The organism is Streptomyces sp. enrichment culture, assembly GCF_964273145.1.
GTDB lineage: Bacteria > Actinomycetota > Actinomycetes > Streptomycetales > Streptomycetaceae > Streptomyces.
This window is the reverse complement of the sequence record NZ_OZ186873.1, coordinates 2,073,484-2,095,559: the sequence shown is the minus strand read 5'-3', so window position 1 is coordinate 2,095,559 and position 22,076 is coordinate 2,073,484. Positions and strand designations below refer to the sequence as shown.

General features: G+C 73.4%; 16 protein-coding genes and 1 pseudogene. 7 read left to right on the top strand and 10 right to left on the bottom strand.

What is annotated here, in order from left to right:
* Positions 1-60: 60 nt before the first annotated feature.
* Positions 61-555: a DUF1203 domain-containing protein gene (locus tag ACSU6Z_RS09495; protein ID WP_437044517.1), complete on the top strand. Its 495-nt coding sequence runs from the start codon at positions 61-63 to the stop codon at positions 553-555.
* Positions 556-569: 14 nt separating this feature from the next.
* Here the strand turns inward: ACSU6Z_RS09495 and ACSU6Z_RS09490 are convergent.
* Positions 570-1,436, bottom strand: a pseudogene (locus tag ACSU6Z_RS09490) (LysR family transcriptional regulator); the annotation flags it as partial.
* Between the two features lie 105 nt (positions 1,437-1,541).
* Here ACSU6Z_RS09490 and ACSU6Z_RS09485 point away from each other — a divergent pair.
* On the top strand, positions 1,542-2,756 hold the full coding sequence (locus tag ACSU6Z_RS09485) for an MFS transporter (protein ID WP_437044516.1): 1,215 nt from the start codon (positions 1,542-1,544) through the stop codon (positions 2,754-2,756).
* A 22-nt stretch (positions 2,757-2,778) separates the two neighbouring features.
* Here ACSU6Z_RS09485 and ACSU6Z_RS09480 read toward each other — a convergent pair whose 3' ends face one another.
* The 4 genes from ACSU6Z_RS09480 to pepN form a co-directional block, all read right to left on the bottom strand.
* Positions 2,779-3,798 (bottom strand): aspartate-semialdehyde dehydrogenase, encoded by a 1,020-nt coding sequence (locus ACSU6Z_RS09480; protein WP_437044515.1) that lies wholly within the window; start codon positions 3,796-3,798, stop codon positions 2,779-2,781.
* 375 nt (positions 3,799-4,173) lie between these two features.
* Positions 4,174-7,482, bottom strand: a complete 3,309-nt coding sequence (locus tag ACSU6Z_RS09475) for a S8 family serine peptidase (RefSeq protein WP_437044514.1) — start codon at positions 7,480-7,482, stop codon at positions 4,174-4,176.
* Positions 7,483-7,888: 406 nt separating this feature from the next.
* Positions 7,889-8,938: a hypothetical protein gene (locus ACSU6Z_RS09470; protein WP_437044512.1), complete on the bottom strand. Its 1,050-nt coding sequence runs from the start codon at positions 8,936-8,938 to the stop codon at positions 7,889-7,891.
* A gap of 192 nt (positions 8,939-9,130) precedes the next feature.
* Entirely contained in the window at positions 9,131-11,782 is a 2,652-nt protein-coding gene (gene pepN, locus ACSU6Z_RS09465; protein ID WP_437044511.1) for an aminopeptidase N, read from the bottom strand.
* Between the two features lie 147 nt (positions 11,783-11,929).
* Here pepN and ACSU6Z_RS09460 point away from each other — a divergent pair, with 147 nt between their 5' ends.
* A complete protein-coding gene (locus ACSU6Z_RS09460) occupies positions 11,930-12,562 on the top strand; it encodes a mycothiol-dependent nitroreductase Rv2466c family protein (protein ID WP_437019537.1) in 633 nt (210 codons plus the stop codon).
* A 31-nt stretch (positions 12,563-12,593) separates the two neighbouring features.
* On the opposite strand, the gene ACSU6Z_RS09455 is transcribed toward ACSU6Z_RS09460, so the two are convergent.
* Complete coding sequence (locus ACSU6Z_RS09455; RefSeq protein WP_437044510.1) at positions 12,594-12,815, bottom strand: hypothetical protein; 222 nt, start codon at positions 12,813-12,815, stop codon at positions 12,594-12,596.
* A gap of 259 nt (positions 12,816-13,074) precedes the next feature.
* On the opposite strand from ACSU6Z_RS09455, the gene ACSU6Z_RS09450 reads away from it, so the two are divergent.
* Positions 13,075-13,860 carry an SAM-dependent methyltransferase gene (locus tag ACSU6Z_RS09450; protein ID WP_437044509.1) on the top strand — a complete coding sequence of 262 codons (786 nt, stop codon included), beginning with the start codon at positions 13,075-13,077 and terminating at the stop codon, positions 13,858-13,860.
* A gap of 124 nt (positions 13,861-13,984) precedes the next feature.
* Here ACSU6Z_RS09450 and ACSU6Z_RS09445 read toward each other — a convergent pair whose 3' ends face one another.
* Both ACSU6Z_RS09445 and ACSU6Z_RS09440 read right to left on the bottom strand, forming a co-directional pair.
* Entirely contained in the window at positions 13,985-14,632 is a 648-nt protein-coding gene (locus ACSU6Z_RS09445) for a superoxide dismutase (RefSeq protein WP_437044508.1), read from the bottom strand.
* 154 nt (positions 14,633-14,786) lie between these two features.
* Complete coding sequence (locus ACSU6Z_RS09440; RefSeq protein ID WP_437044507.1) at positions 14,787-16,166, bottom strand: amino acid permease; 1,380 nt, start codon at positions 16,164-16,166, stop codon at positions 14,787-14,789.
* Positions 16,167-16,562: 396 nt separating this feature from the next.
* On the opposite strand from ACSU6Z_RS09440, the gene ACSU6Z_RS09435 reads away from it, so the two are divergent.
* Positions 16,563-17,147: a biotin transporter BioY gene (locus ACSU6Z_RS09435; RefSeq protein WP_437044506.1), complete on the top strand. Its 585-nt coding sequence runs from the start codon at positions 16,563-16,565 to the stop codon at positions 17,145-17,147.
* A 99-nt stretch (positions 17,148-17,246) separates the two neighbouring features.
* Here the strand turns inward: ACSU6Z_RS09435 and ACSU6Z_RS09430 are convergent, their stop codons facing one another.
* Positions 17,247-18,731, bottom strand: coding sequence for an amino acid permease (locus tag ACSU6Z_RS09430; RefSeq protein WP_437044505.1), 1,485 nt, complete (start codon positions 18,729-18,731; stop codon positions 17,247-17,249).
* A 259-nt stretch (positions 18,732-18,990) separates the two neighbouring features.
* On the opposite strand from ACSU6Z_RS09430, the gene ACSU6Z_RS09425 reads away from it, so the two are divergent.
* Entirely contained in the window at positions 18,991-19,476 is a 486-nt protein-coding gene (locus ACSU6Z_RS09425; protein ID WP_437044504.1) for a ribose-5-phosphate isomerase, read from the top strand.
* A 253-nt stretch (positions 19,477-19,729) separates the two neighbouring features.
* Entirely contained in the window at positions 19,730-20,554 is an 825-nt protein-coding gene (locus tag ACSU6Z_RS09420) for an Fpg/Nei family DNA glycosylase (protein WP_437044503.1), read from the top strand.
* A gap of 93 nt (positions 20,555-20,647) precedes the next feature.
* Here ACSU6Z_RS09420 and ACSU6Z_RS09415 read toward each other — a convergent pair whose 3' ends face one another.
* On the bottom strand, positions 20,648-21,925 hold the full coding sequence (locus ACSU6Z_RS09415; RefSeq protein ID WP_437044502.1) for a GNAT family N-acetyltransferase: 1,278 nt from the start codon (positions 21,923-21,925) through the stop codon (positions 20,648-20,650).
* Positions 21,926-22,076: the final 151 nt, after the last annotated feature.

Here is a 22,076-nt window from a genome sequence, read left to right as displayed (position 1 = left end):
CACGGCGCGATGTCCGTTTCCCGCCGGTGCCCGGGCCGCGCGCGCCGCAGCCTGGAGGGCATGACGACGTACACCGCACACCCCATCGCCCGCCCCGTGCTGAAGGAGCTGCGCGTCACCGACGACGCGGGACGCGAGCCGGTCCCGGTGACCGACGGGGAGGGCGGCGCCCCGCTGCGCTGCTGCCTGCGCCACAGCGCGCCCGGCGAGCGCATCGCCCTCGTCTCCTACGCGCCGCTGCGCCGCCGGGCCGCCGAGACGGGCACCGACCCCGGCGCCTACGACGAGCAGGGCCCGGTCTTCGTCCACGCCGGGGAGTGCGCGGGCCCGGCCGGGACCGCGCTGCCCTTCACCAACAGCCACCGGGTGCTGCGCCGCTACTCCGCCGAGGGCCGCATCCTCGGCGGCCGGCTGGTGGAGGCCGGCCCCTTCGAGCCCGCCCTCGCCGAGGCCTTCGCCGACCCGTCCGTGGCCCTCGTCCACGTCCGGGCCGTGGAGTACGGCTGCTTCCTGTACGAGGTGCGCCGGCCCGAGGGCCCGTCCGGCGGTTCCTGAGCCGTCGCGCAACCGTCCGGCTCCGTCGCCACCGCCCGCGCGAAGGCCCGTACCGTCTCCGTCTCGCGGTCCCGGTGCCACACCAGGCCGAGGGCCGACTCGGGCAGACCCTCGACGGGGACGAAGACGGCGTCCTCCCGGCGGTGATGGTCGGCCGTGGGCCGGCACAGCAGCAGCCCGCCGCGCCCGGCCGCGACCAGGCTCAGCCCCTCCTGAAGGGTCGTCGCCTCCGGTCCCGGCAGGTCACCGGGGGCCTGCACCGCCCGCCAGTACGCGGGCGCCGGGGCGGCGGGCCGCACCAGCGGCACGGCGGCCAGCTCGGCGACGGTGACCGAGGGGCGGCCCGCGAACGGGTGGCCCGCGCGGACCGCGACCGTCTGCTGCCGCAACGAGAAGACCGGGCCCAGCACCAGGTCCCGCTCCTCGACCGGCAGCAGCACGACGGACGCGTCCACCGCCCCGTCCCGCACCGCGCCGAACGGGTCCGCGAACGGGATCTCCACCAGCTCCGTCTCACACCCCGGATGCGCGGCGTGGAACGCGGTCACCGCCCGCACCAGCCGGGCGTCCGCCGTTCCCTGGAAGCCGACCCGCAACCTGCTCCCGACGCCCCGCGCCGCCGCCCGCGCGCCCTCCACCGCCGCGGCCAGCGCGCCGTAGGCCGGGCGCAGGTCGGCGAGGAACCGCTCGCCGAGCGGGGTGAGCGCCACCCGGCGGCTGGTGCGGTGCACCAGCCGGGCGCCGATGCGCTGCTCCAGGGAGCGCAGCAACTGGCTCACCCGGCTCTGCGACACGTACAGCCGCTCGGCCGCCCGCCCGAAGTGCAGCTCCTCGGCGAGGGCCAGGAAGCACTCCAGCTCCCGCGTCTCCAGTCCGGCCACGGCGGTCACCCTCCCTCTCGGGGCGATCGGATCGATGAGCCCCGCTCATGGAAGGGTGAGGACTTCGCCGTTGTTCCCGGCCCGCCCGCGCCGAAGGGTGGAGGCATGTCCTCCACCACACGGAACGCCACCTCCGCGAACCCCCCGGCCGCACCGCCCCGCCACCCGTGGGCGGCGGTGGGCGCCGTCACCGCCGCCACCTTCGCCGTCGTCACCACCGAGATGCTCCCCGTCGGCCTGCTCACCTCCCTCGGCGCGGGCCTCGGCGTCTCGGCCGGCACCGCCGGACTGGCCGTCACCCTGCCGGGGCTGGTCGCCGCGGGCGGCGCGCTGCTGCTGCCGGTCGCCGTGGGCCGCACCGACCGGCGCACGGTGCTGTGCGCGCTGCTGCTCCTGCTCGCCGGCGCCAACCTGCTGTGCGCGCTCGCCCCCGGCTTCGGCGTCCTGCTCGCCGCCCGCGCCCTGGTCGGCGTGTGCATCGGCGGGGTGTGGGCGGTGGCCGCCGGACTGGCGGTGCGGTTGGTGCCGGAGGGCTCGGCGGGACGGGCCACCTCACTGATCTTCAGCGGAATCGCGGTGGCGTCCGTGCTCGGCGTGCCCGCGGGCACCTTCCTCGGCGCGGTCGCGGGGTGGCGCTGGGCGTTCGCCGCGCTGACCCTGCTGGCCCTGGCGGTGGCCGCCGCGCTGCGGGCCGCGCTGCCGCCGCTGGCGGGCGAGAGGCCGGTGCGGCTTCACACCTTCGGACGCCTGCTGCGCGTGCCCCGCTTCTCCCGCGGCCTGACGGCGGTGGCGCTGCTGGTCATCGGCCACTTCACGGCCTACACCTACGTCCGCCCCCTCCTGGAACGCGTCCCCGGCACGGGCCCCGGCCTCATCAGCGCCCTGCTGCTCGGCTACGGCCTCGCGGGCATCGCCGGCACCTTCACCCTGGGCGGCCTCGCGGCCCGCGCCCCGCGCCGGGCCCTGCTGGTGGTGTCGGCCGGGATCGGCACGGCCGTCGCGCTGCTGACCCCGGCCGGCGGCTCGCTCACCGGCTCGGTGGCGCTGCTCGTCCTGTGGGGCCTGCTGTACGGCGGTGTCTCGGTGTCCGCCCAGAACTGGCTGTCGGCCGCCGTCCCCGACGGCCGGGAGGCGGCGTCGGGCCTGTTCGCCGGGGTGTTCAACGCGGCGATCGCCCTCGGGGCGTTCACCGGCGGGCGGGCCGCGGACGCCCTCGGTCTGCCGTGGGTGCTCGCGCTGGGTGCCGGGCTGGCGCTGCTCGCCCTGCCGGTCGTGGTGTCCGCCCACCGCGCGCCGGGGGCGGACCCCGGCATCCGGTGACCGCCCCCGCACCGCTCGGGACCTACGCGGCGGACAGCTCCGCCGCCACCAGCTCCGCGATCTGCACGGCGTTCAGGGCCGCGCCCTTGCGCAGGTTGTCGTTGGAGATGAACAGGGCCAGGCCGTTGTCGACGGTCTCGTCCCGGCGGATGCGGCCGACGTAGGACGGGTCCTGGCCGGCGGCCTGGAGCGGGGTCGGCACGTCGGTGAGCGCCACGCCGGGGGCGCCGGCCAGCAGCTCCTTGGCGCGCTCCACGCTGATCGGGCGGGCGAAGCGGGCGTTGACCTGGAGGGAGTGGCCGGTGAAGACCGGCACGCGCACGCAGGTGCCGGAGACCTTCAGGCCGGGGATCTCCAGGATCTTGCGGGACTCGTTGCGGAGCTTCTGCTCCTCGTCGGTCTCGTTCAGCCCGTCGTCGACGATGGAGCCGGCCAGCGGCAGCACGTTGTACGCGATCGGCGCGACGTACTTCCGCGGCTGGGGGTAGTTCGCCGCCGAACCGTCGTGGGTCAGCTTCGGCGCGTCCTCGCCGACCTTCGTCACCTGCTCGAACAGCTCGTCGACGCCGGCGAGGCCGGAGCCGGACACGGCCTGGTAGGTGGCGACGACGAGGGCTTCCAGGCCCGCCTCGGCGTGCAGCGGCTTCAGCACCGGCATCGCGGCCATCGTGGTGCAGTTCGGGTTGGCGATGATGCCCTTGGGGCGGTCCGCGATCGCGTGCGGGTTCACCTCGGACACCACCAGCGGCACCTCGGGGTCCCGGCGCCAGGCGGAGGAGTTGTCGATCACGACGGCGCCCTGCGAGGCGACCTTTTCGGCCAGCTCCTTGGAGGTGGCGCCGCCCGCGGAGAACAGCACGATGTCCAGCCCGGTGTAGTCGGCGGTGGCCGCGTCCTCCACCGTCACCCCGTCCAGGTCCCTGCCCGCGGAGCGGGCGGAGGCGAACAGGCGCAACTCGGTGACCGGGAAGTTCCGCTCCGTGAGAATCCTGCGCATGACCGTGCCGACCTGACCGGTGGCTCCGACGATTCCGACCCTCACGGTGACTCCTCTGACGTCTCTTTGCGTGGCCGTTGCCTGGCCGAGGTCTTTCCATCATGCGGCCCGGCCCGGCCCACCTGTCCACTTCTTTGCCCGGGCTGCCCGGGGAGTGGGACGCGACGCCCCGCCGGGCGGTTGCGGAACTTCGGCCGCCGCCCCCGCTGAGCTGCAGATATTCAGCCCTGCGGGGCACTGGACCGCAAGCTGTGCTGTCGCGAGCCTGCCCAGGGGCCGGTGGCGCACACGACGGTGTGACGTATGCCTCGCGGTGACGGTCCGCACCCGGCCGGACGTCTGCGGAAAAAGGGCGGGCGCCCCGAAGAGCGCCCGCCCCGATGCCGTGACCGGGTCCGCGGGACCGCGGACCCCGCGGGCCTACGGCACGACCTTCCCGATCTTCACGCTGCCGGTGCCCGCGACCGTGCCGCGCGCGTTCACCAGCTGCACCCGGCCGAAGAACTCCCGGCCCTCCGGCGCGGCGGCCAGCGCGGTGACATCGGCGGAGACCGACGCGGACTCGCCGCTGCCGAGCTCCACCGGCGCCGCGCCGTCGACGGTGACCGTGCCGAGCGAGGCGGCGAAGTACACGTCCCGGTAGTCGTAGGCGGTGGAGCCGGACGGCACCGAGTAGCCCACGACCTCGACGGTGTACGTGCCGGCGGCCGGCTTCGGCACGGAGACCGACTCCTCCGAGTCGCCGTCGGCGGACTGGCCGACGACGTCGCCGTCCTCGTCGTAGACCGTCAGGTCGAGGTCGGCGGCGGCGTCGGAGACGCCCCCGATGACCACGTCCAGCGAGGTCGCGCCCGCGGGCACCTCGACCGTGCCGGTCCGCGTCTGGCCCTGCCCGATCGTCGGCCGGGCGGTCGCCGCCGAACCCAGCGGGCCGCCCACCAGCCTGCCGTCGAGGGCGGCGAGGCGGTTGGTCACCTTCCAGGAGGCGGCGGCCGGGGTGCCGGCCTTCGCCTCGGGCACGGTCACGACCTCCGGGTCGAAGGCCGCGCCGAGGACGGCGACGTCGAGGGTGTAGGGGTTGTCGAGCAGCGGGGAGGTGCGGCGCGACTCGACCTCGATCTCCCACACGCCCGGCTGCGGGTCGGCGTAGGAGCGCGCGTCGGGCTTGCAGCCGTTGCCGTCGAGGTAGTTGTTGTAGCAGTACGGCGTGGAGGTGTTGTCGACCGGGACGCCGTAGGGGTGCAGGGCGACGAACCGGGTCTGGCTCTTGTCCTTCAGCCCGCCGATGGCCACCTCCAGCGCCTTCGCGCCCTCGGGGACGGTCACGAAGTACGACCGGGTGCCGTTGCGCTGCACCGAGCCGGAGACGGAGTGGGTGTACTCCCGCGACGCGTCCAGCGGCGCGGAGACCACGACCGTGGAGAGGACCTGCTCGTCGATGCCCTCGGTGCGCGGGTCGTCGACCTCCAGGATCGCGCTCTTGATCCCGGCGGACTTCGGAGTGGCCTGCACCTTGACGGTGACCGGCCGGTTCAGCGGCAGCCGCACCTCGTCGGAGCCGACGACGCGGAAGGTGCCGCCCGCGTTGTTCTCGAAGTGCAGCTCGTGGCGGATCGCCTTGTCCGCGCCGGAGGTGCGGGTGAGCGTGATCTCGTACGTCTTCCTCTGGCCGGCCTCGAGGCCGCCCTCGCGGTCGTACAGGCCGGTGCCGTACCCGGGCTTCTCCAGGAGCTCGTCGATCGCGGTGTCCACCGGGGCCTGGACCGTGTAGGTGTGGGCGGTGGCGCCGTCGCGGATCGCGTCCCAGGCGTCCCCGATGTTGATCAGGCCCGCGCCCTCCTCGTGCGCCTGCACCCCCTTGATGTGGTCGGCGGTGGAGGTCAGCGCCGTGCGCAGGGTGGCGGGCGTCAGGTCGATGCCCTTCTGCTTCGCGGCGGACAGCAGCAGCGCGGAGGCGCCGGCGGCCTGCGGGGACGCCATCGAGGTGCCCTGGAGCATGCCGTAGCCGGCCGGCAGGGAGTAGCCCGCCTCGGCGACCGGGGCGCCCGGCAGCCAGGTCTGGATGGTGTTGACCGCGGCACCCGGGGCGACCAGGGTGGGCGCGAAGCCGCCGTCCTCACGCGGACCGCGCGAGGAGAACGGCATCATCGCGTACTCCTTCTCCACCACCGAGCCGTAGTTGGCGGCCCAGGTCTCCTTGGAGATGGAGGCGCCGACCGAGATCACCTTGTCGGCCAGGGCCGGGTCGCCGATGGTGTTGGTGCCGGGGCCGGAGTTGCCCGCGGAGATCACCAGCTGGACGCCGTAGGTGTCGATGAGCCGGGTGTACAGCTCGGCGCGCGCGTTGTTGCCGTCGTTGAGGGCCGGGAGGCCGCCGATCGACATATTGACGATGTCGACGCCCCGGTTGACGACGAGGTCGATCATGCCCTCGGTGAGCGCGACGTTGGTGCAACCGCCGGACCAGGTGCAGGCGCGGGAGGAGACGATCTTGGCGCCGGGGGCGGCGCCGTTCATCTCGCCGCCGAACAGGCCGTTCGCGGCGGTGATGCCGGCGACGTGCGTGCCGTGCTCGGACTCGATGACGCCGATGTTGACGAAGTCGGCCTTGGCGCCGGCGGAGTCGTAGACGACGTCCTTGCGGATCTCCACCACGAACGGCTGGCGCTCGGCGACGTCGGTCGCCGGGTCGTCGGTGCCGAACCACCCGATCTGGAAGCCGTCCTTGTACGGCTTCATCGGCTCGTCGTCGCCGAAGTCCAGGTTGCCGTTCAGGTCGACGCGGACCGTGCCGGACGCCGCGTCGTACAGCACGCCCCAGGAGTCGGTGGTGTCGCCGTCCCGGTTGGCGTCGCCGGCGGCGTCACCGCCGGTGGTGTACGACTCCAGGAAGGTGCTGATCCGGTAGGAGCCGGCCGGGGCCCGCCAGTTCTTGCCGCCGTAGGTGAAGGCGGGCCCGGAGACGGAGGTCAGCATCGGGCGCCAGGTCCGGTCGCCGTCGACGACCGGGTCGGTGGCGGTCACCCAGTCGACGATCTTCCGCTCGCCGGTGGTGGTCTTCTGCAGCGCCGGGTGGGCGAGGTCCACGCCGGAGTCGAGGATGCCGATGGTGACGCCGCGGCCGTCCGCCTTCGGGTGGTCCTCGACGAAGTCGACGGCGCCCGTCTCGAAGGACGGGTTGTACGGGTTCTCGGCGGGGGTCTCGCGGTTCGGGGCCGGGTACGCCGCCGTGTCCCTGGCACCGGCGGCCCGGGCGGTGTCCGCGGCCGGCGTCGGGTCGTCCAGCGGGATCTCCTCGCGCAGGTCGATGCCGTGCACGGAGGAGAGCTTCACGGCGGCGGCGATGGCCGCGTCCGCCTTGCCGGTGGGGACGGTGGCCCGGACGTAGCCGAGCTCGTCGTAGGTGCGGCCCACGGTGCCGCCCCGGACCGCGTCCAGCTGCCTGGCGACCTGCTCGGTCTGCCCGGGCGCGGTGGCGATCATCATCGTGACGTTCTTCTCGTCCTCGGCCTTCGCCTCGGCGAGCAGGTCCGCGTCGTCCGAACCGAGTTTGTCGTGCGCCGGCTTGGCGGTGGCGTCGGCCGGGACGGAGGCGGCCGGGTCGTCGGCGGCGAAGGCGAGGGGTATCGGCCCGGCGGCGCAGAGCGCGGCGACGATGCCCGCGGCCACGGCGGTGCGGGCCAGGCGTCTGGCACCCGGTATCGGTTCGCGCTGGGGGGTGTGGGTCATCGGCATCCCTTGTAGGTAAAGGAACGATCAGGTGCGACCGGGGCCGATCGACCCTGGCCGCAGAAGTCCGGAATGCGATCCCGGATGACCGCTCAGCCTGACGCAAGGGATGGATGTTTGGGGAGGGTTGACGGAGGTGGGATGGGGACGTGGCGTAATTCCGCCATGCGTCATCGGGAATGTATGGGACGAACCATGACATTCCCGTGTGCGGGCCGGCCGCACCGGGCTCCGCGCGGGCCGGCGTCACGGCGTGCGCGGGAAGGGGCGGGTGACGGCCGCCACGCGCTCCCCCTCGCCCTCGTTCTCGCTCCCGACGCCGACCGGTCCGGCGACGAGGAGGGACCGCGGGCGGTTCGCCCCGCGGCCCCTCCTCTCCCCTCCTGGTGCCGCCCGCGGTCCGTCACTAGCGGGGCAACACCACTACGTACGGGGCGGGTTCCCTGTCCTGCGCCGCCATCAACGCGGTCCGTACGACGGTCGCCTGCTGCTCCGGCGCGTCGCGGAGCTTCTTGGGGGTGAGGTGCACGACGGTGATCCCCAGCCGTTCCAGGTGCTCGCGTCTGCGGACGTACTCCGACCACAGCGCGTCCCCGTCGTGCGGCTGCTCCCGCCGGTGGGCGCGGGTGTCCAGCTCCACCGCCACCGCGTGGTGGGGCCAGTAGGCGTCCACACCGCCGAGGAGCAGGCCGCCGGGCAGGCGCAGGTCCACGTTCCACGCCGGGTCCGGCAGGCCGTACTCGCGCACCATCCGGTACAGGCGGTCCTCCGCGATCGCCCGGCCCTCGGCCAGCAGGGACTCCACCGCGTCCACCACGTGCGGGTGGCTCAGCAGCCGCGCCCGCTTCAGCTCCCGCACCACCGTCGCCGGTTCGCAGTGCCCGCCGCGCACCGCCTCCGTCAGCAGCCGCCGCACGGCGTCCGCGTCCGTCAGCTCCGCCACCGCGTCGGCCAGGGCCCGCGCCACCGGCGCGACCGGGACTCCGGTGACCTGCTCGGGCACGGGCAGGTCGGCGGTGCGCAGGATCCGCGCACAGCCCGCCGAGCGGAGCCGGCGCAGCCGGGGGACGAGGACGTCGATGGCCTCCAGGTCCGGCAGCGCGGGGGTGGAGGTGAAACCGTGCAGGGTCAGCGCGGCCGGCCCGGTGATCACCGCTTCCGCGGGGCCGGTCCCGGCGGCCGCCCGGGCGTCGGGCTGGGCCGGGACGCCGGCGGCCCGCTCCCGCGCCGCGTACAGCAGTACCGCGTGCAGCCGCTCCTCGCTGGTCGGCGGTCCGGGGTGGAGCAGGACGACACCGGGCAGGAGCTGCCGCCAGGGGCCGCCGGGGCGGCACCGCGCGTTCGTCTCGGCGGCCGGGACGCCGTGCGCGCGGAGCTGGGCCGTGGTCAGGACACGGCGCGGGCCGGCGACGAGCTGCTGGAGAGGACGCGAGGGAAGCGGGGTGTTGTGGTTCATGCCCCGGAACTTCCCTCATTGCCCCCCCTTTTGAACCCGTGTTACGCATTCGTCGGCAAACGCGGACGAGAACGCCCTGAAGGACGGGTGTTCGACGCCGAAAACCCCTGGTCCATTCGGGTCGGACCAGGGGTTACGGGGTGATTGCCTGAATTCCGTAACGGTTACTCGGCGTACATCCCGGGGGTGCGGTCAGCCGGCCGCCGCGTCACACGCCTGACCGCGCAGGGCCCGCGCCAGGTCGTCCCGCGCCTCCAGCACCAGGCGGCGCAGGGCGGGCGCGGCACCGGTGTGCGCCGCCAGCCACGCGTCCGTCGCGTCCAGCGTCTCCTGCGAGTCCTGGAGCGCCGGGAACAGGCCCCGCACGACGTCCATCCCGATCTGGATGGACCGCTCGCTCCACACCCGCTCGATCGCCGCGAAGTACTTCTGCGCGTACGGCGCGAGCAGTTCCCGCTGCGAGGGCCGGCCGAAGCCCGCGATCGTCGCCTCCACCAGGGCGTTCGACAGCGTGTCCGACTCCACGACCTGCGCCCACGCCTGCGCCTTGACCGCCGCCGAGGGGCGGGCGGCCAGACAGCGCACCTGGTGGCGCTTGCCGGAGGCGGTGTCGTCCCGGGCCAGCTCGGCGGCGATCACCGCCTCGTCGGCCACGCCGTGCGCCGCCAGCGGCTCCAGGAACGCCCAGCGCAGCTCCTGGTCCACCTCCAGCCCGTCGATCTTCTCGGTGCCCTCCAGCAGGTCCCGCAGCAGCCGCAGGTCGGCCTCCGAGGAGGCCGTCCGCGCGAAGAAGCGGGCCCAGGCGAGCTGCTGCTCGCTGCCCGGCTCGGCGTCCCGCAGCTCGCGCAGCGCGCCCTCGGCCAGCAGCCGCCCGCCGGCCTCGCGCCACGCGGGCGCCGCGTAGTGCGCCAGCGCGGAGTCCGCCCACGCGTGCAGCATCTGCAGCACGCCGATGTCCGACTCGCGGCCCGCGAACCGCAGCACCAGGTCCACGAACTCCCGCGCCGGCAGCAGCGCGTCCCGCGTCATGTTCCACAGCGCCGACCAGCACAGGGCGCGGGCCAGCGGGTCCGTCATGTCGCCGAGGCCGGCGCGCAGCGTGGCCAGCGACGTCTCGTCGAAGCGGGTCTTGCAGTACGTCAGGTCGTCGTCGTTGACCAGCACCAGCTCCGGCGCGTCCGCCCCGGCCAGCTCCGCCACGACCGTGCGCGGCCCGTCCACGTCCACCTCGGCGCGCGCGTACCGCTCCAGGGCACCGCTCCCGGTCCGCCGGTACAGGCCCACCGCCACCCGGTGCGGACGCAGCTCCGGATGCGATTCGGCGGCCTCCTGCACCACCGCCAGCTCGTCGATCCGCCCCCCGGCGCCCAGCAGCACCTGCGGGGTCAGCGAGTTGACGCCGGCCGTCTGCAGCCACGACCGCGCCCAGGCGCCCATGTCCCGCCCGCTGGTCTCCTCCAGCACCGACAGCAGGTCGCCCAGGCGCGTGTTGCCGTACGCGTGCCGCTTGAAGTAGCGCCGCGCGCCCTCCAGGAAGGCGTCCTGGCCGACGTACGCCACGAGCTGCTTGAGCACGCTGGCGCCCTTGGCGTACGTGATGCCGTCGAAGTTGAGCTTGGCGTCCTGCAGGTCGCGGATGTCTGCGGTGATCGGGTGCGTGGAGGGCAGCTGGTCGGCGCGGTAGGCCCACGCCTTGCGGCGGTTGGCGAAGGTGATCCAGCCGTCGGTGAAGCGGGTCGCGCCCACCAGCGAGAAGGCGCCCATGAAGTCGGCGAAGGACTCCTTCAGCCACAGGTCGTCCCACCACTCCATGGTGACCAGGTCGCCGAACCACATGTGCGCCATCTCGTGCAGGATCACGTTGGCGCGGCCCTCGTACGACGCCCGCGTCACCTTGCCGCGGAAGATGAACTCCTCCCGGAACGTCACCAGTCCCGGGTTCTCCATCGCGCCCAGGTTGTACTCCGGCACGAACGCCTGGTCGTACTTGCCGAACGGGTACGGGTAGTCGAAGTGGTCGTGGAAGAAGTCCAGGCCCTGCTTGGTCACCAGGAACACGTCGTCGGCGTCGAAGTGCGGGGCCAGGCCCTTGCGGCACATCGCGCCGAGCGGGATCTCCAGCGTCCCGCCGTCGCCGAGGGTCCGCGTGTAGGTGTCCGTCACGTAGTGGTACGGGCCCGCCACGACACACGTGATGTACGTCGAGATCGGCTTGGTCCGCGCGAACCGCCACACCCGGCCCGCCGGCCGTTCGCCGCCCTTGCGCGCGGGCTCCTTTGGGCCGGGCCCGGGGGCGTCCCCGTCGCGCCCCTCCTCCACGCGTTCGCACGCCCCGTTGCTCCACACCGTCCATTCCTCCGGTGCCCGCACCTCGAAGCGGAACGGCGCCTTGAGGTCCGGCTGCTCGAAGGTGGCGAAGACCCGGCGGGCGTCGGCCGGTTCGTACTGGGTGTACAGATACACCTCGCCGTCCTCGGGGTCGACGAAGCGGTGCAGGCCCTCGCCGGTGCGGGAGTAGGCGCACTGGGCGTCGACGGTCAGCTCGTTCTCGGCGGCGAGGTCCTCCAGCGCGATCCGGGAGCCGTCGAAGACCTCGCCCGGGTCCAGGTCGCGCCCGTTGAGGCTGACCGCCGTGACGCTCGGCGCGATCAGGTCCGCGAACGTCGACGCGCCCGGCTCGGCGCAGCGGAACCGGATCGTGGTGACGGAGCGGAAGGTGCGCGGCCCCTCCCGGTGCTCGTCGCCGACCGCGGACCGCACGTCGAGGAACACCTCGTACCCGTCGACGGACAGCAGGGCGGCCCGCTGCCGGGCCTCGTCGCGGGACAGATTCTCACCGGGCACGGGCGGCACTCCCTCGGGTCGTGTTCAGGATGTGGACGGCACCGATCCTGCCATGCGCCCCTGGTGGCGGGCACCCGGGAATGGGCGGGGCGGACCTGGACGTTTTCCAGGGGATCGGCTGCCGAACGCTTGCCCATGAGGAGAGACATGTCCGAGAAGACCCCCGTCGACTTCTGGTTCGACCCGCTGTGCCCCTGGGCCTGGATGACCTCCCGCTGGGTGCTGGAGGTGGAGAAGCTCCGCGACATCCGGGTCCGCTGGCACGTGATGAGCCTGGCCGTCCTCAACGAGGACAAGCTCGACGAGCTCCCCGAGGAGTACCGCGAGATGCTCGCGACCAAGGCGTGGGGACCGGTCCGGGTCGTCATCGCCGCCCAGGAGGAGCACGGCGCCGAGGTCCTCGGCGACCTCTACACCGCGCTCGGCACCCGCATCCACAACCAGGGCGGCGGCCCGGAGAAGGAGACGGTAGCCGCCGCGCTGAAGGACGTCGGTCTGCCCGAGTCCCTGATGGACCACTGGGACGGCACGCCGTACGAACCGCAGTTGCGCGCCTCCCACAAGGAGGGCATCGACAAGGTCGGCCAGGAGGTCGGCACCCCGGTCATCGCCGTCCCCGGCCCCGACGGGGAGCAGATCGCCTTCTTCGGCCCGGTCGTCACCCCTGCCCCCAAGGGCGAGCAGGCCGCCCGGCTGTGGGACGGCACCCTTGCGGTCGCCTCCGTCCCCGGCTTCTACGAGATCAAGCGCACCCGCACCCAGGGTCCGATCTTCGACTGAGCCCCGAGGCGGGCGGCCGGCCCGCGACGGCTCAGCCGCCCGCCGCCCGGAACGACTCCGGCAGGCTGAACCCGGACCTCCAGTTGAAGTACGACTGCACCCGCAGGCATCCGTCGCGGGCGCAGCGCCGGTAGGTGCCGACGTCCGCCCCGGGCACCCGGGTGAGGGCGTAGGCCCTCTCCTCTTCGGTGAGCGGCCGGAAGTCCTGGGCGGTGTCCCCGCAGTTGGGGCACCGCCTGTTCGGAAGACCCATGCGGGCCACTGTCCCGCGCGAGGCCCCCGCGCCGGAAGCGGCGCACAGCCGTATCCGCCTGGCGTGCCGGCGCGCCCCGGGCGCCGGCCGCGCCCCGACGCGCCTCGGACACGTCCCCGGGCCGGGGCGCCCGGCCCGCCGCACCGCGAGCCCACCCGGCGCGTGATACCGCCCGCCCGCCCCGCCGCCGCGTGGCAGGATCCCCACCGGCAGCCGGCACCGTCTGCCCGCACCCCGACCCTGGAGGCGAGCCCCACCCATGACGGAGATCGACACCTCGGTGCCGCACTCGGCCAGGATCTGGAACTACTGGCTGGGCGGCAAGGACCACTACCCCGTGGACGAGGAGGCCGGCGACGCCTACACCGCCGTCTTCCCCGGCATCGTCGCCATCGCCCGCGGCAGCCGCGCGTTCCTCGGCCGCAGTATCCGGTACCTGGTGCGGGAGGCCGGCGTACGGCAGTTCCTCGACGTCGGCACCGGGCTGCCGACCGTCGACAACACCCACGAGGTCGCCCAGCGGTACGCCCCCGAGTCGCGGATCGTCTACGTCGACAACGACCCCCTGGTCCTCGCCCACGCCCGCGCCCTGCTCACCTCCAGCCCCGAGGGCGCCACCTCCTACGAGGACATGAGCCTGTACGAGCCGGAGGAGATCCTCCGGGCGGCCGGGAAGACCCTCGACCTGTCCCGGCCCACCGCCCTGATCCTCAGCGGCATCCTGGGCCACGTCCCCGACTACGACCTGGCCCGCGACCTGGTCCGCCGCCTGATGGCCGGCCTGCCCTCCGGCAGCCACCTCTGCGTCAACGACGGCTCGCGCGGCACCGACCCCGCCTACGAGGCGGCCCAGGACGGCTACAACGAGACCGGAGCCGTCCCCTACTTCCTGCGTCCCGTGGAGCAGATCGAGGGCTACTTCGAGGGGCTGGAACAGGTGGCGCCGGGTGTGGTGCCGGTCCCCCTGTGGCGTCCGGACCCGGCCCCGGACGGCGCGGAGCCGCGGCCCGTCGGCCAGCACGGCGGCCTGGCCCGCAAGCCCTGACCCGGGGCGGTCCCCGCATGCGGGAAGCCCCCGTGAGTCACGTCCTCACGGGGGCCTCCCCCTTTTCCGCCCGCCGCGCGAAGGGTGAGAAGACGATCACGTGGCAGGACGTCTCACGGGCGCGTCAGGGCGCCGACAGCAGCACGTCCGCGCGGGACTTGGCGGCCTCGTAGCGCCGCGCCACGTCCTGCCAGTCGACGACCTGCCACATCGCCTCGACGAAGTCGGCCTTCTGGTTCCTGTACTGGAGGTAGAAGGCGTGCTCCCAGGCGTCGAAGACCAGGATCGGGGTCGAGCCCTGGCCCACGTTGCCCTGGTGGTCGTAGACCTGCTCGACGATCAGCCGCCCGCTGAGCGGTTCGTACGCCAGTACGCCCCAGCCGGAGCCCTGCGTGGTCGCGGCGGCCTTGGACAGCTGGCTCCTGAACCTGGCGAAGGAGCCGAACGACTCCTTGATCGCCTCCGCCAGCTCGCCCACGCCGTCCTGGGCCAGCGGCTCACCGCCGCCGTCCTTCGGGCCGGTCATGTTCCGCCAGTAGACCGAGTGCAGGATGTGCCCGGACAGGTGGAAGGCCAGGTTCTTCTCCAGGCCGTTGATCGAGCCCCACGCCTCCTTGTCCCGTGCCTCGGCGAGCTGCTCCAGCGTGTCGTTGGCGCCCTTGACGTAGGCCGCGTGGTGCTTGTCGTGGTGCAGTTCGATGATCTCCGGGCTGATCACGGGGGCCAGCGCGGAGTAGTCGTACGGCAGTTCAGGCAGCGTGTAGACGGGCATGGCGGATCCCCTCCGACCTCTTATTGCAAAAGGCTTGCAAGTGCACGCTAGCAGCAGGAGGGTGCGCGCGTGTGCCCGGGCGCACGAAAGGGCCCCCGCCCGGCCTCCCTTGTTCCAGGAGTCCGGGCGGGGGCCCTTGGGGCGCCGGCCGCCGTCAGCGGCGGGCGCGGACCCTCTGCCAGGCGTAGCCGACGGCCGCCATGACCAGCGTCATGCCGCCCGTCGAGTACAGCTGCACGCGCGTGTCCGGCTCGCGGGCCATCAGGACGAAGATCGCCACCATGCCGGCCAGCGCCAGCCACGTCAGCCACGGGAACGCCCACATCCGCACCACCAGCTTCTCCGGCGCCTCCCGCTCCAGGCGGCGGCGCAACCGCAGCTGCGAGACGGCGATGAAGATCCAGACGACCAGGATCACCGCGCCGATCATGTTCAGCAGCCAGGAGAAGACGTCGTCGGGCCGCCAGTAGCTCAGCAGCACGCAGCCGAACCCGAAGAGGGAGGAGGCCAGCACGGCCACCCGCGGCACCCCGCCCGACACCCGGCCCAGCGCCTTGGGACCCTCGCCCCGCTCGACCAGCGAGTAGGCGATCCGGGAGGCGCCGTAGATGTTGGCGTTCATCGCGCTCAGCAGCGCGACCAGCACGACCACGTTCATCAGCTGGCCGGCTCCGGGGATGCCGAGGGTGTCGAGGGTGGCCACGTACGGGCCCTTCTCGACGACCTCCTCGGAATCCCACGGGACGAGGGTGACGATGACCGCCATCGAGCCGACGTAGAACAGCGCGATCCGCCACATCGCCGTCCGTACGGCGCCGGCCACGCCCTTGACCGGGTCCTGCGACTCGGCCGCGGCGATCGTGACCGTCTCCAGACCGCCGTAGGCGAAGACGGAGGCGAGCAGACCCACGATCAGGCCCTCGCTGCCGTTGGGCAGGAAGTCGCTCAGGTGGGAGGCGCCGGGGGAGTCGGTGCCCGGCAGCACGCCCGCGATCGCCAGCACGCCGAGGGCCAGGAACAGGACGATCGCGCCGACCTTCAGCGCCGCGAACCAGAACTCGAACTCGCCGAAGTTCTTCACGGCGGCCAGGTTCGTGCCGCAGAAGACGACCATGAACAGCGCGACCCAGGCCCACTCGGGCGTCCCCGGCAGCCAGCCGGACACGATCTGCGCGGCGCCGATGCCCTCCAGGCCGACCGCCGTGCACAGCAGCACCCAGAACGACCAGCCCGCGGTGAAGCCCGCCCAGGGGCCGAGGGCCCGCTCGGCGTGCGCGGAGAAGGAGCCCGACGACGGATGGGCGGCCGACATCTCGCCCAGCATCCGCATCACCAGCATCACGAGGATGCCGGAGAGGGCGTAGGCGATGACGATCGAGGGTCCGGCGGCGGCGATGCCGGCTCCGGACCCGACGAAGAGGCCGGCGCCGATCACACCACCGAGGGCGATCATCGACAGGTGGCGCTGCTTGAGACCGTGGGAGAGGGAGGCGCCGTCCGTGGTCGACGGCGTCTCCGTAGTAGTGCTGGGCATGGGCGCGGCTCGTCCAGGGGGTGAGGCGGTGGCGGGCGTAAAACGCCCACAGTCTGGGTGGTCACCCTCGCTCCTGGGCAGGGGGATCCCACCATGCGGACGCCGAAGACGCGGAGCGTAAGGGACCGGTCACCTGGGAAGAGGCGCGAGGTGCGCGACCGGGTGGGCGTTTCCGGTTTGGTGGAAGTCTACAGTCGCGGCCGGTGGGGCCGGAGTGGGGGAAACGCCTCTCCGCTCGTGACCGGTGTCACGCCGTACCCGGTGTAATCAGCGGCCTTTGTGCGAAGGTCACCAAGTCGCCGCTCGACCCTTTGTCGGGCGCTGACGGTGATCGCCGTCCGCGTGCTGGGATAGCGTCACATCGTCCCGACATGTCCACACCACCGCGGAGTCCCCATGAGCACCGCTGCCGCAACCCCCACCCGCACCGGCCAGGTCCTCGCCGACCTCCTGCCGGCCTCCCGCGTCCGCGACGTCGCGCTCGTGCTCGGCGGTGCCGCGCTCACCGGCCTCGCCGCCCAGATCTCCGTCCCCGTGCCGGGCTCCCCGGTCCCGGTGACCGGCCAGACCTTCGCCGCGCTGCTGGTCGGCACGTCCCTCGGCGCCCGCCGCGGCTTCCTGTCGATCGCGCTGTACGCGCTGGCCGGCATGGCGGGCGTGCCGTGGTTCGCGCAGGGCGTCTCCGGGACGGCGGCCCCCTCCCTCGGCTACGTCTTCGGCATGCTGCTCGCCGCCGCGGCCGTGGGCGCGCTGGCCCGCCGCGGCGCCGACCGCTCCGCCTGGCGCACGGCCGGCACGATGGTGCTGGGCGAGGCGATCATCTACGCCGTCGGCGTCCCGTACCTGGCCCTGGCGACCGGCATGTCCGCCACCGCCGCGATCGCGGCCGGCCTCACGCCCTTCCTGATCGGCGACGCCCTGAAGGCGGTCCTGGCGATGGGCCTGCTGCCGGCCGCCTGGAAGCTGGCCGGCAAGCGCTGACCCGCGACGAGAACGGGGAAGGGGTCCTGCGGCACACGCCGCAGGACCCCTTCCCCGTTCACGCGGTTCACGCGGTTCACGCGGGCGTCCGGGCGGACGTCAGTCCACCGGCGCCGCCTCGGCCCTCCGCCCGCGCGCGATCCTCTGCCTGACGAAGGCGATGGCGAGCACGACCGCCGCGACGAGCAGCGACAGCAGCATGGTCGTGCGCCCGTCGTGCTCGGTGTCGGTGAGCATGTACCCCAGCACGAAGACGATCATCGCGGCCGTCGCCCAGGTCAGGTACGGGTACAGCCACATCCGCACGACCAGCTTCTCCGGCGCCTCGGCCTGGATGATCCTGCGCATGCGCAGCTGCGAGAAGCAGATCACCAGCCAGACGAAGAGGGCGACGGCACCCGAGGAGTTGACCAGGAAGAGGAAGACGGAGTCGGGGAACTTGTAGTTGAAGAAGACGGCCAGGAAGCCGAACGCGACCGACACCAGGATCGCCGTCCGCGGCACGCCCCGCTCGGTGGTCCGGGCGAACGCCTTGGGCGCGTCGCCCCGCTGCCCCAGCGAGAACGCCATGCGGGAGGCGGTGTAGAGCCCGGAGTTGAGGCAGGACAGCACGGACGTCAGCACGATGAAGTTCATGATCTGCCCGGCGTTGCCGATGCCGAGGGAGTCCAGGGCGGCGACGTAGGAGCCCTTCTCGGTGATCGACTCCGAGTCCCACGGCAGCAGGGTCACGACGACGAAGATCGAGCCGAGGTAGAAGACGCCGATCCGCCAGATGATGCTGTTGGTCGACTTGGTGACGGCCCGCTGCGGGTCCTCGGACTCGCCGGCGGCCAGGGTGGCGATCTCGCTCCCCATGAAGGAGAAGACGACCAGCAGCACACCGGTGAGGATGGCGCCGGGCCCGTTGGGCAGGAAGCCGCCGTGCTCGGTGAGGTTGGACAGGCCCGCCTGGTCGCTGTCGACGCCCGGCAGCACCCCGAAGACGGCCAGCCCGCCGATCACGATGAAGGCGCCGATCGCGACGACCTTGATCCCGGCGAACCAGAACTCGAACTCGCCGTAGGAGCCGACGGAGACCAGGTTGGTGGCGGTGAGCACGACCATCACGATCAGCGCCCAGCCCCACTGCGGCACGGCGGGGATCCAGCCCTCCAGGATCACGGCCCCGGCGGTCGCCTCCACCGCCAGCACCACCACCCAGAAGAACCAGTACAGCCAGCCGATGGAGAACCCGGCCCAGGGGCCGAGCGCCCGGTCGGCGTGGGCGGAGAACGAGCCGGAGGTCGGATTCGCGGCCGACATCTCGCCGAGCATGCGCATCACCAGCACCACGAGGGTGCCGACCAGGGCGTAGGACAGGAGGATGCCGGGCCCGGCGGTGGCGATGCCGGAGCTGGAGCCGACGAAGAGCCCCGCCCCGATGACGCCACCGATGGCGATCATCGACAGATGGCGGTTCTTGAGCCCGGCCTGAAGGCCGGAGCCGTGTGCTCCGGAGCCCGCGGTGCCGGGGTCGCCGGCCCTTCCGGGCTCGCTTCCGTGGCCGCTTCCGGCCGTGTTCAGGGTCGGCTGCGAGGTCATGGAACGGATTTCCTTTGCGCCGGGGGAGCTGATTGCCGTGCGAGGGAGCGCGTCGGGGGTGCGACGCCGCACGAGCTCTCGTACAGGCGGTCCGCGACCGGTGTACGGGTCGGTCCAGTGAATCCGAGGGCAAGGAATTCGTGAACCTTTGATTCCGGATTGTTACTTGGCGTTTCCCCGGACTTCCGTAACGAGGCTCACATTTGCCCGAGCGACACCCGACGCGCCTGCCCCGAAACACCCGTGTCACACTCGGACCATGCGCGTGTACCTCGGTTCCGACCATGCCGGCTTCGAACTCAAGAACCACCTCGTGGAGTGGCTCGAGGCGGCGGGCCACGAGCCCGTCGACTGCGGCCCGCACATCTACGACGCCCAGGACGACTACCCGCCCTTCTGCCTGCGCGCCGCCGAGAGGACGGCCGCGGACCCCGACGCCCTGGGCATCGTGATCGGCGGCTCCGGCAACGGCGAGCAGATCGCGGCCAACAAGGTCGAGGGCGTCCGCGCGGTCCTCGCCTGGAGCGAGGAGACGGCGGCGCTGGGCCGCCAGCACAACAACGCCAACGTCGTGGCGGTCGGCGCGCGCATGCACACCGCGGACGAGGCGACGAAGTTCGTCGAGACCTTCCTCAACACCCCCTTCTCGGGCGAGGAGCGCCACGTCCGCCGCATCGACATGCTGACGGCCTACGAGACGTCCGGCGACCTGCCCCCGATCCCGGCCCACCACCCGCAGCGGTAGCGGACGGGGCTCCGCCCCCGGAGCCGACCCCCGCCCCGGATCCCCGCCCCCGAACAGCCGGTCCGTCCCGTCACGGCACGGACCGGCCGGTGCGCCGTCCCGTGCCGCCCGGCGCGGCGGCGGCACGACGACGCGGCGGCAGTGCGGCGGCGGGAGCCGCCAGGGGCGCAGAGGGACGGAGCCCGGACGACGTCGCCCCCGCCCGGCCGGGCCGGGCGGGGCGGGCAAGAAGGAACCGAGGAACGGAGCCACCGTGCCGGAGGGCCACACCATCCACCGCCTGGCCGAGGACTACGCCGCCGCCTTCGCCGGCACGACCGTGCGGGTCACCAGCCCCCAGGGCAAGTTCTCCGACGCCGCCGCCCTCCTGGACGGCACCGCCCTGCACACCGCCGACGCCCACGGCAAGCACCTCTTCCTCGCCTTCGGCGCCCCCGACCCGTCGCTCGCCCACTGGGTCCACATCCACCTCGGCCTCTTCGGCAGGGTCGCCTTCGGCGACGCCCCCGCGCCCCCGCCGACCGGCGCCGTCCGCCTCCGCCTGGCGAACGACACGGCGTACGTCGACCTCCGCGGCCCCACCACCTGCGCCCTGATCACGCACGCCGGGAAGCGGGCGATACACGACCGTCTCGGTCCCGACCCGCTGCGCCCGGACGCCGACCCGGCCGCCGCCTACGCCCGGATCCGCCGCAGCCGCACGACGATCGCCGCGCTGCTGATGGACCAGGGGGTCATCGCCGGCGTCGGCAACGTCTACCGCGCCGAGGTCCTCTTCCGCCACGGCATCGACCCGTACCGCCCGGGCCGGGAGGTCACCCCCGCCGAGTGGGACGCGATCTGGCACGACCTCGTCGAGCTCATGCGCGAGGGCGTCCGCACCAACCGCATCGACACCGTCCGCCCGGAGCACACCCCCGAGGCGATGGGCCGCCCGCCGCGCGTCGACGACCACGGCGGCGAGGTGTACGTCTACCGCAGGGCCGGCCGGCCCTGCCACATCTGTGGCGGCGAGATCCGCACCGCCGAACTCGCCGCCCGCAACCTCTTCTGGTGCCCGGCCTGCCAGCGGAGCTGACCGGCCCGCACCGGCACCGGCACCGGGCCGGCCCCGGCGCTCAGTCGGTCGGCACCGGCACCGTACCGTCCCCGGCGCCGGCCGGCCCCGCCGTCAGAACCCGTGCGGCAGCCACGGCGCCACCGTGCTGCCGAACGCCACCGACGCCTCCGCCAGCGCCCCCGGCCGCAGCTCCCGCCCCCGCCCGGCCGCCGCCAGCGACACGAGCGGCACGCCCCCCAGGTACGCCGCCCCCAGCTCCCGCACGGACAGGGCGAGCTCCGCCGCGTCCGAGGTCCGCTCGCAGGACGCCCCCTTCGCGTCCCCCGTCAGCCGCCAGCGCCCCTCGTTCCACGGGCAGAACGCGTCCGACACCTCCAGCACCACGTCCACCGGTGCCTGGTACGTCCGCGCCGCCAGCGCCGCCCCCACGTCCACCAGCCGCACGTAGTACTGGTCCCGCACGCGCAGCCGGCAGCGCCGGATGTCGGACACCTGGTGCTGCCAGTCCTCGTCGACCGGCCGCCCCCGCACCACCAGCGTCGACGTCAGGTCGATGTCGAACAGGAACCGCCACAGCGCCGCCCGCGCCGCCGGATCGAGCCCGTACAGTTCCCGCAGGACCACCGTGCCCTCGTGCCCGCCCTCCCCCCAGCCCGGCTTCACCCGGAACCGCGCGAACCCGACGACCCGGCCGCCGCGCTCGGCCACCACGCACTGCAGCGGCGACCCCCCGTCCCGCCCGTCCTCCGGATCGAGCAGCCCGACCCGCTCCCAGCCCGGCCGGTGCCGGGCCAGCATGCCGGGCCGCTCCGGCACCAGCCGCGCGTACACCGCCTCGCACGCCTCCAGCACATCGGCGGGCTCCGCGTAGCGCAGCCGTACGCCGTCGGTGCCGTCCGGCACGGCCAGTCCCACCCGGGCGGTGTCGATCTCCGCCGCGAGCTGGAAACTCGCGGCGCCGTACCCGAACCGGCCGTAGATCGCCGGCTCGGAGGCGGTGAGCACCGCCAGCGGCTCGCCCCAGGCCCGCACGTCGTCCAGCTGCCGCCGCATCATCGACGTCAGCACCCCGCGCCGCCGGTGCGTGGCGGCCACGCCGACCATGGTGACGCCCGCCGCCGGCACCGGCGCCCCGCCGGGCACGGTCATCCGGAAGGAGAACGCCCCCGCCGTCCCCACCACCGTGTCACCGTCCCAGGCGCCGAGGGAGCGGTCGCACTCGGTGAGCTCGCGCCACAGCTCCCGCTCCTCGTCCGCCTCCGCGACACCGCCGAAGGCCCGCAGCAGATTGCCGTACCACCGGTCCCAGTCCTGCGGGCGCAGCACCCGCAGTTCGGTCGCGCTCCCCACCCGGTCCGCGTGGCTGTCCCTCACCCCGTCAGTCGCCATGCGCCATGCCTATCAGGGCCGTCGGGGGAGGGGCCAGGCAATTTCCCCGGGGCGGGCCCGCCGCGGCCCGCGGTGCCGTTCACTGGGATTTCACCAGGCGGCCCACGGCGAAGTCCGCGACGGTCCGGGTCTCGGACGGGGGACAAGTGGG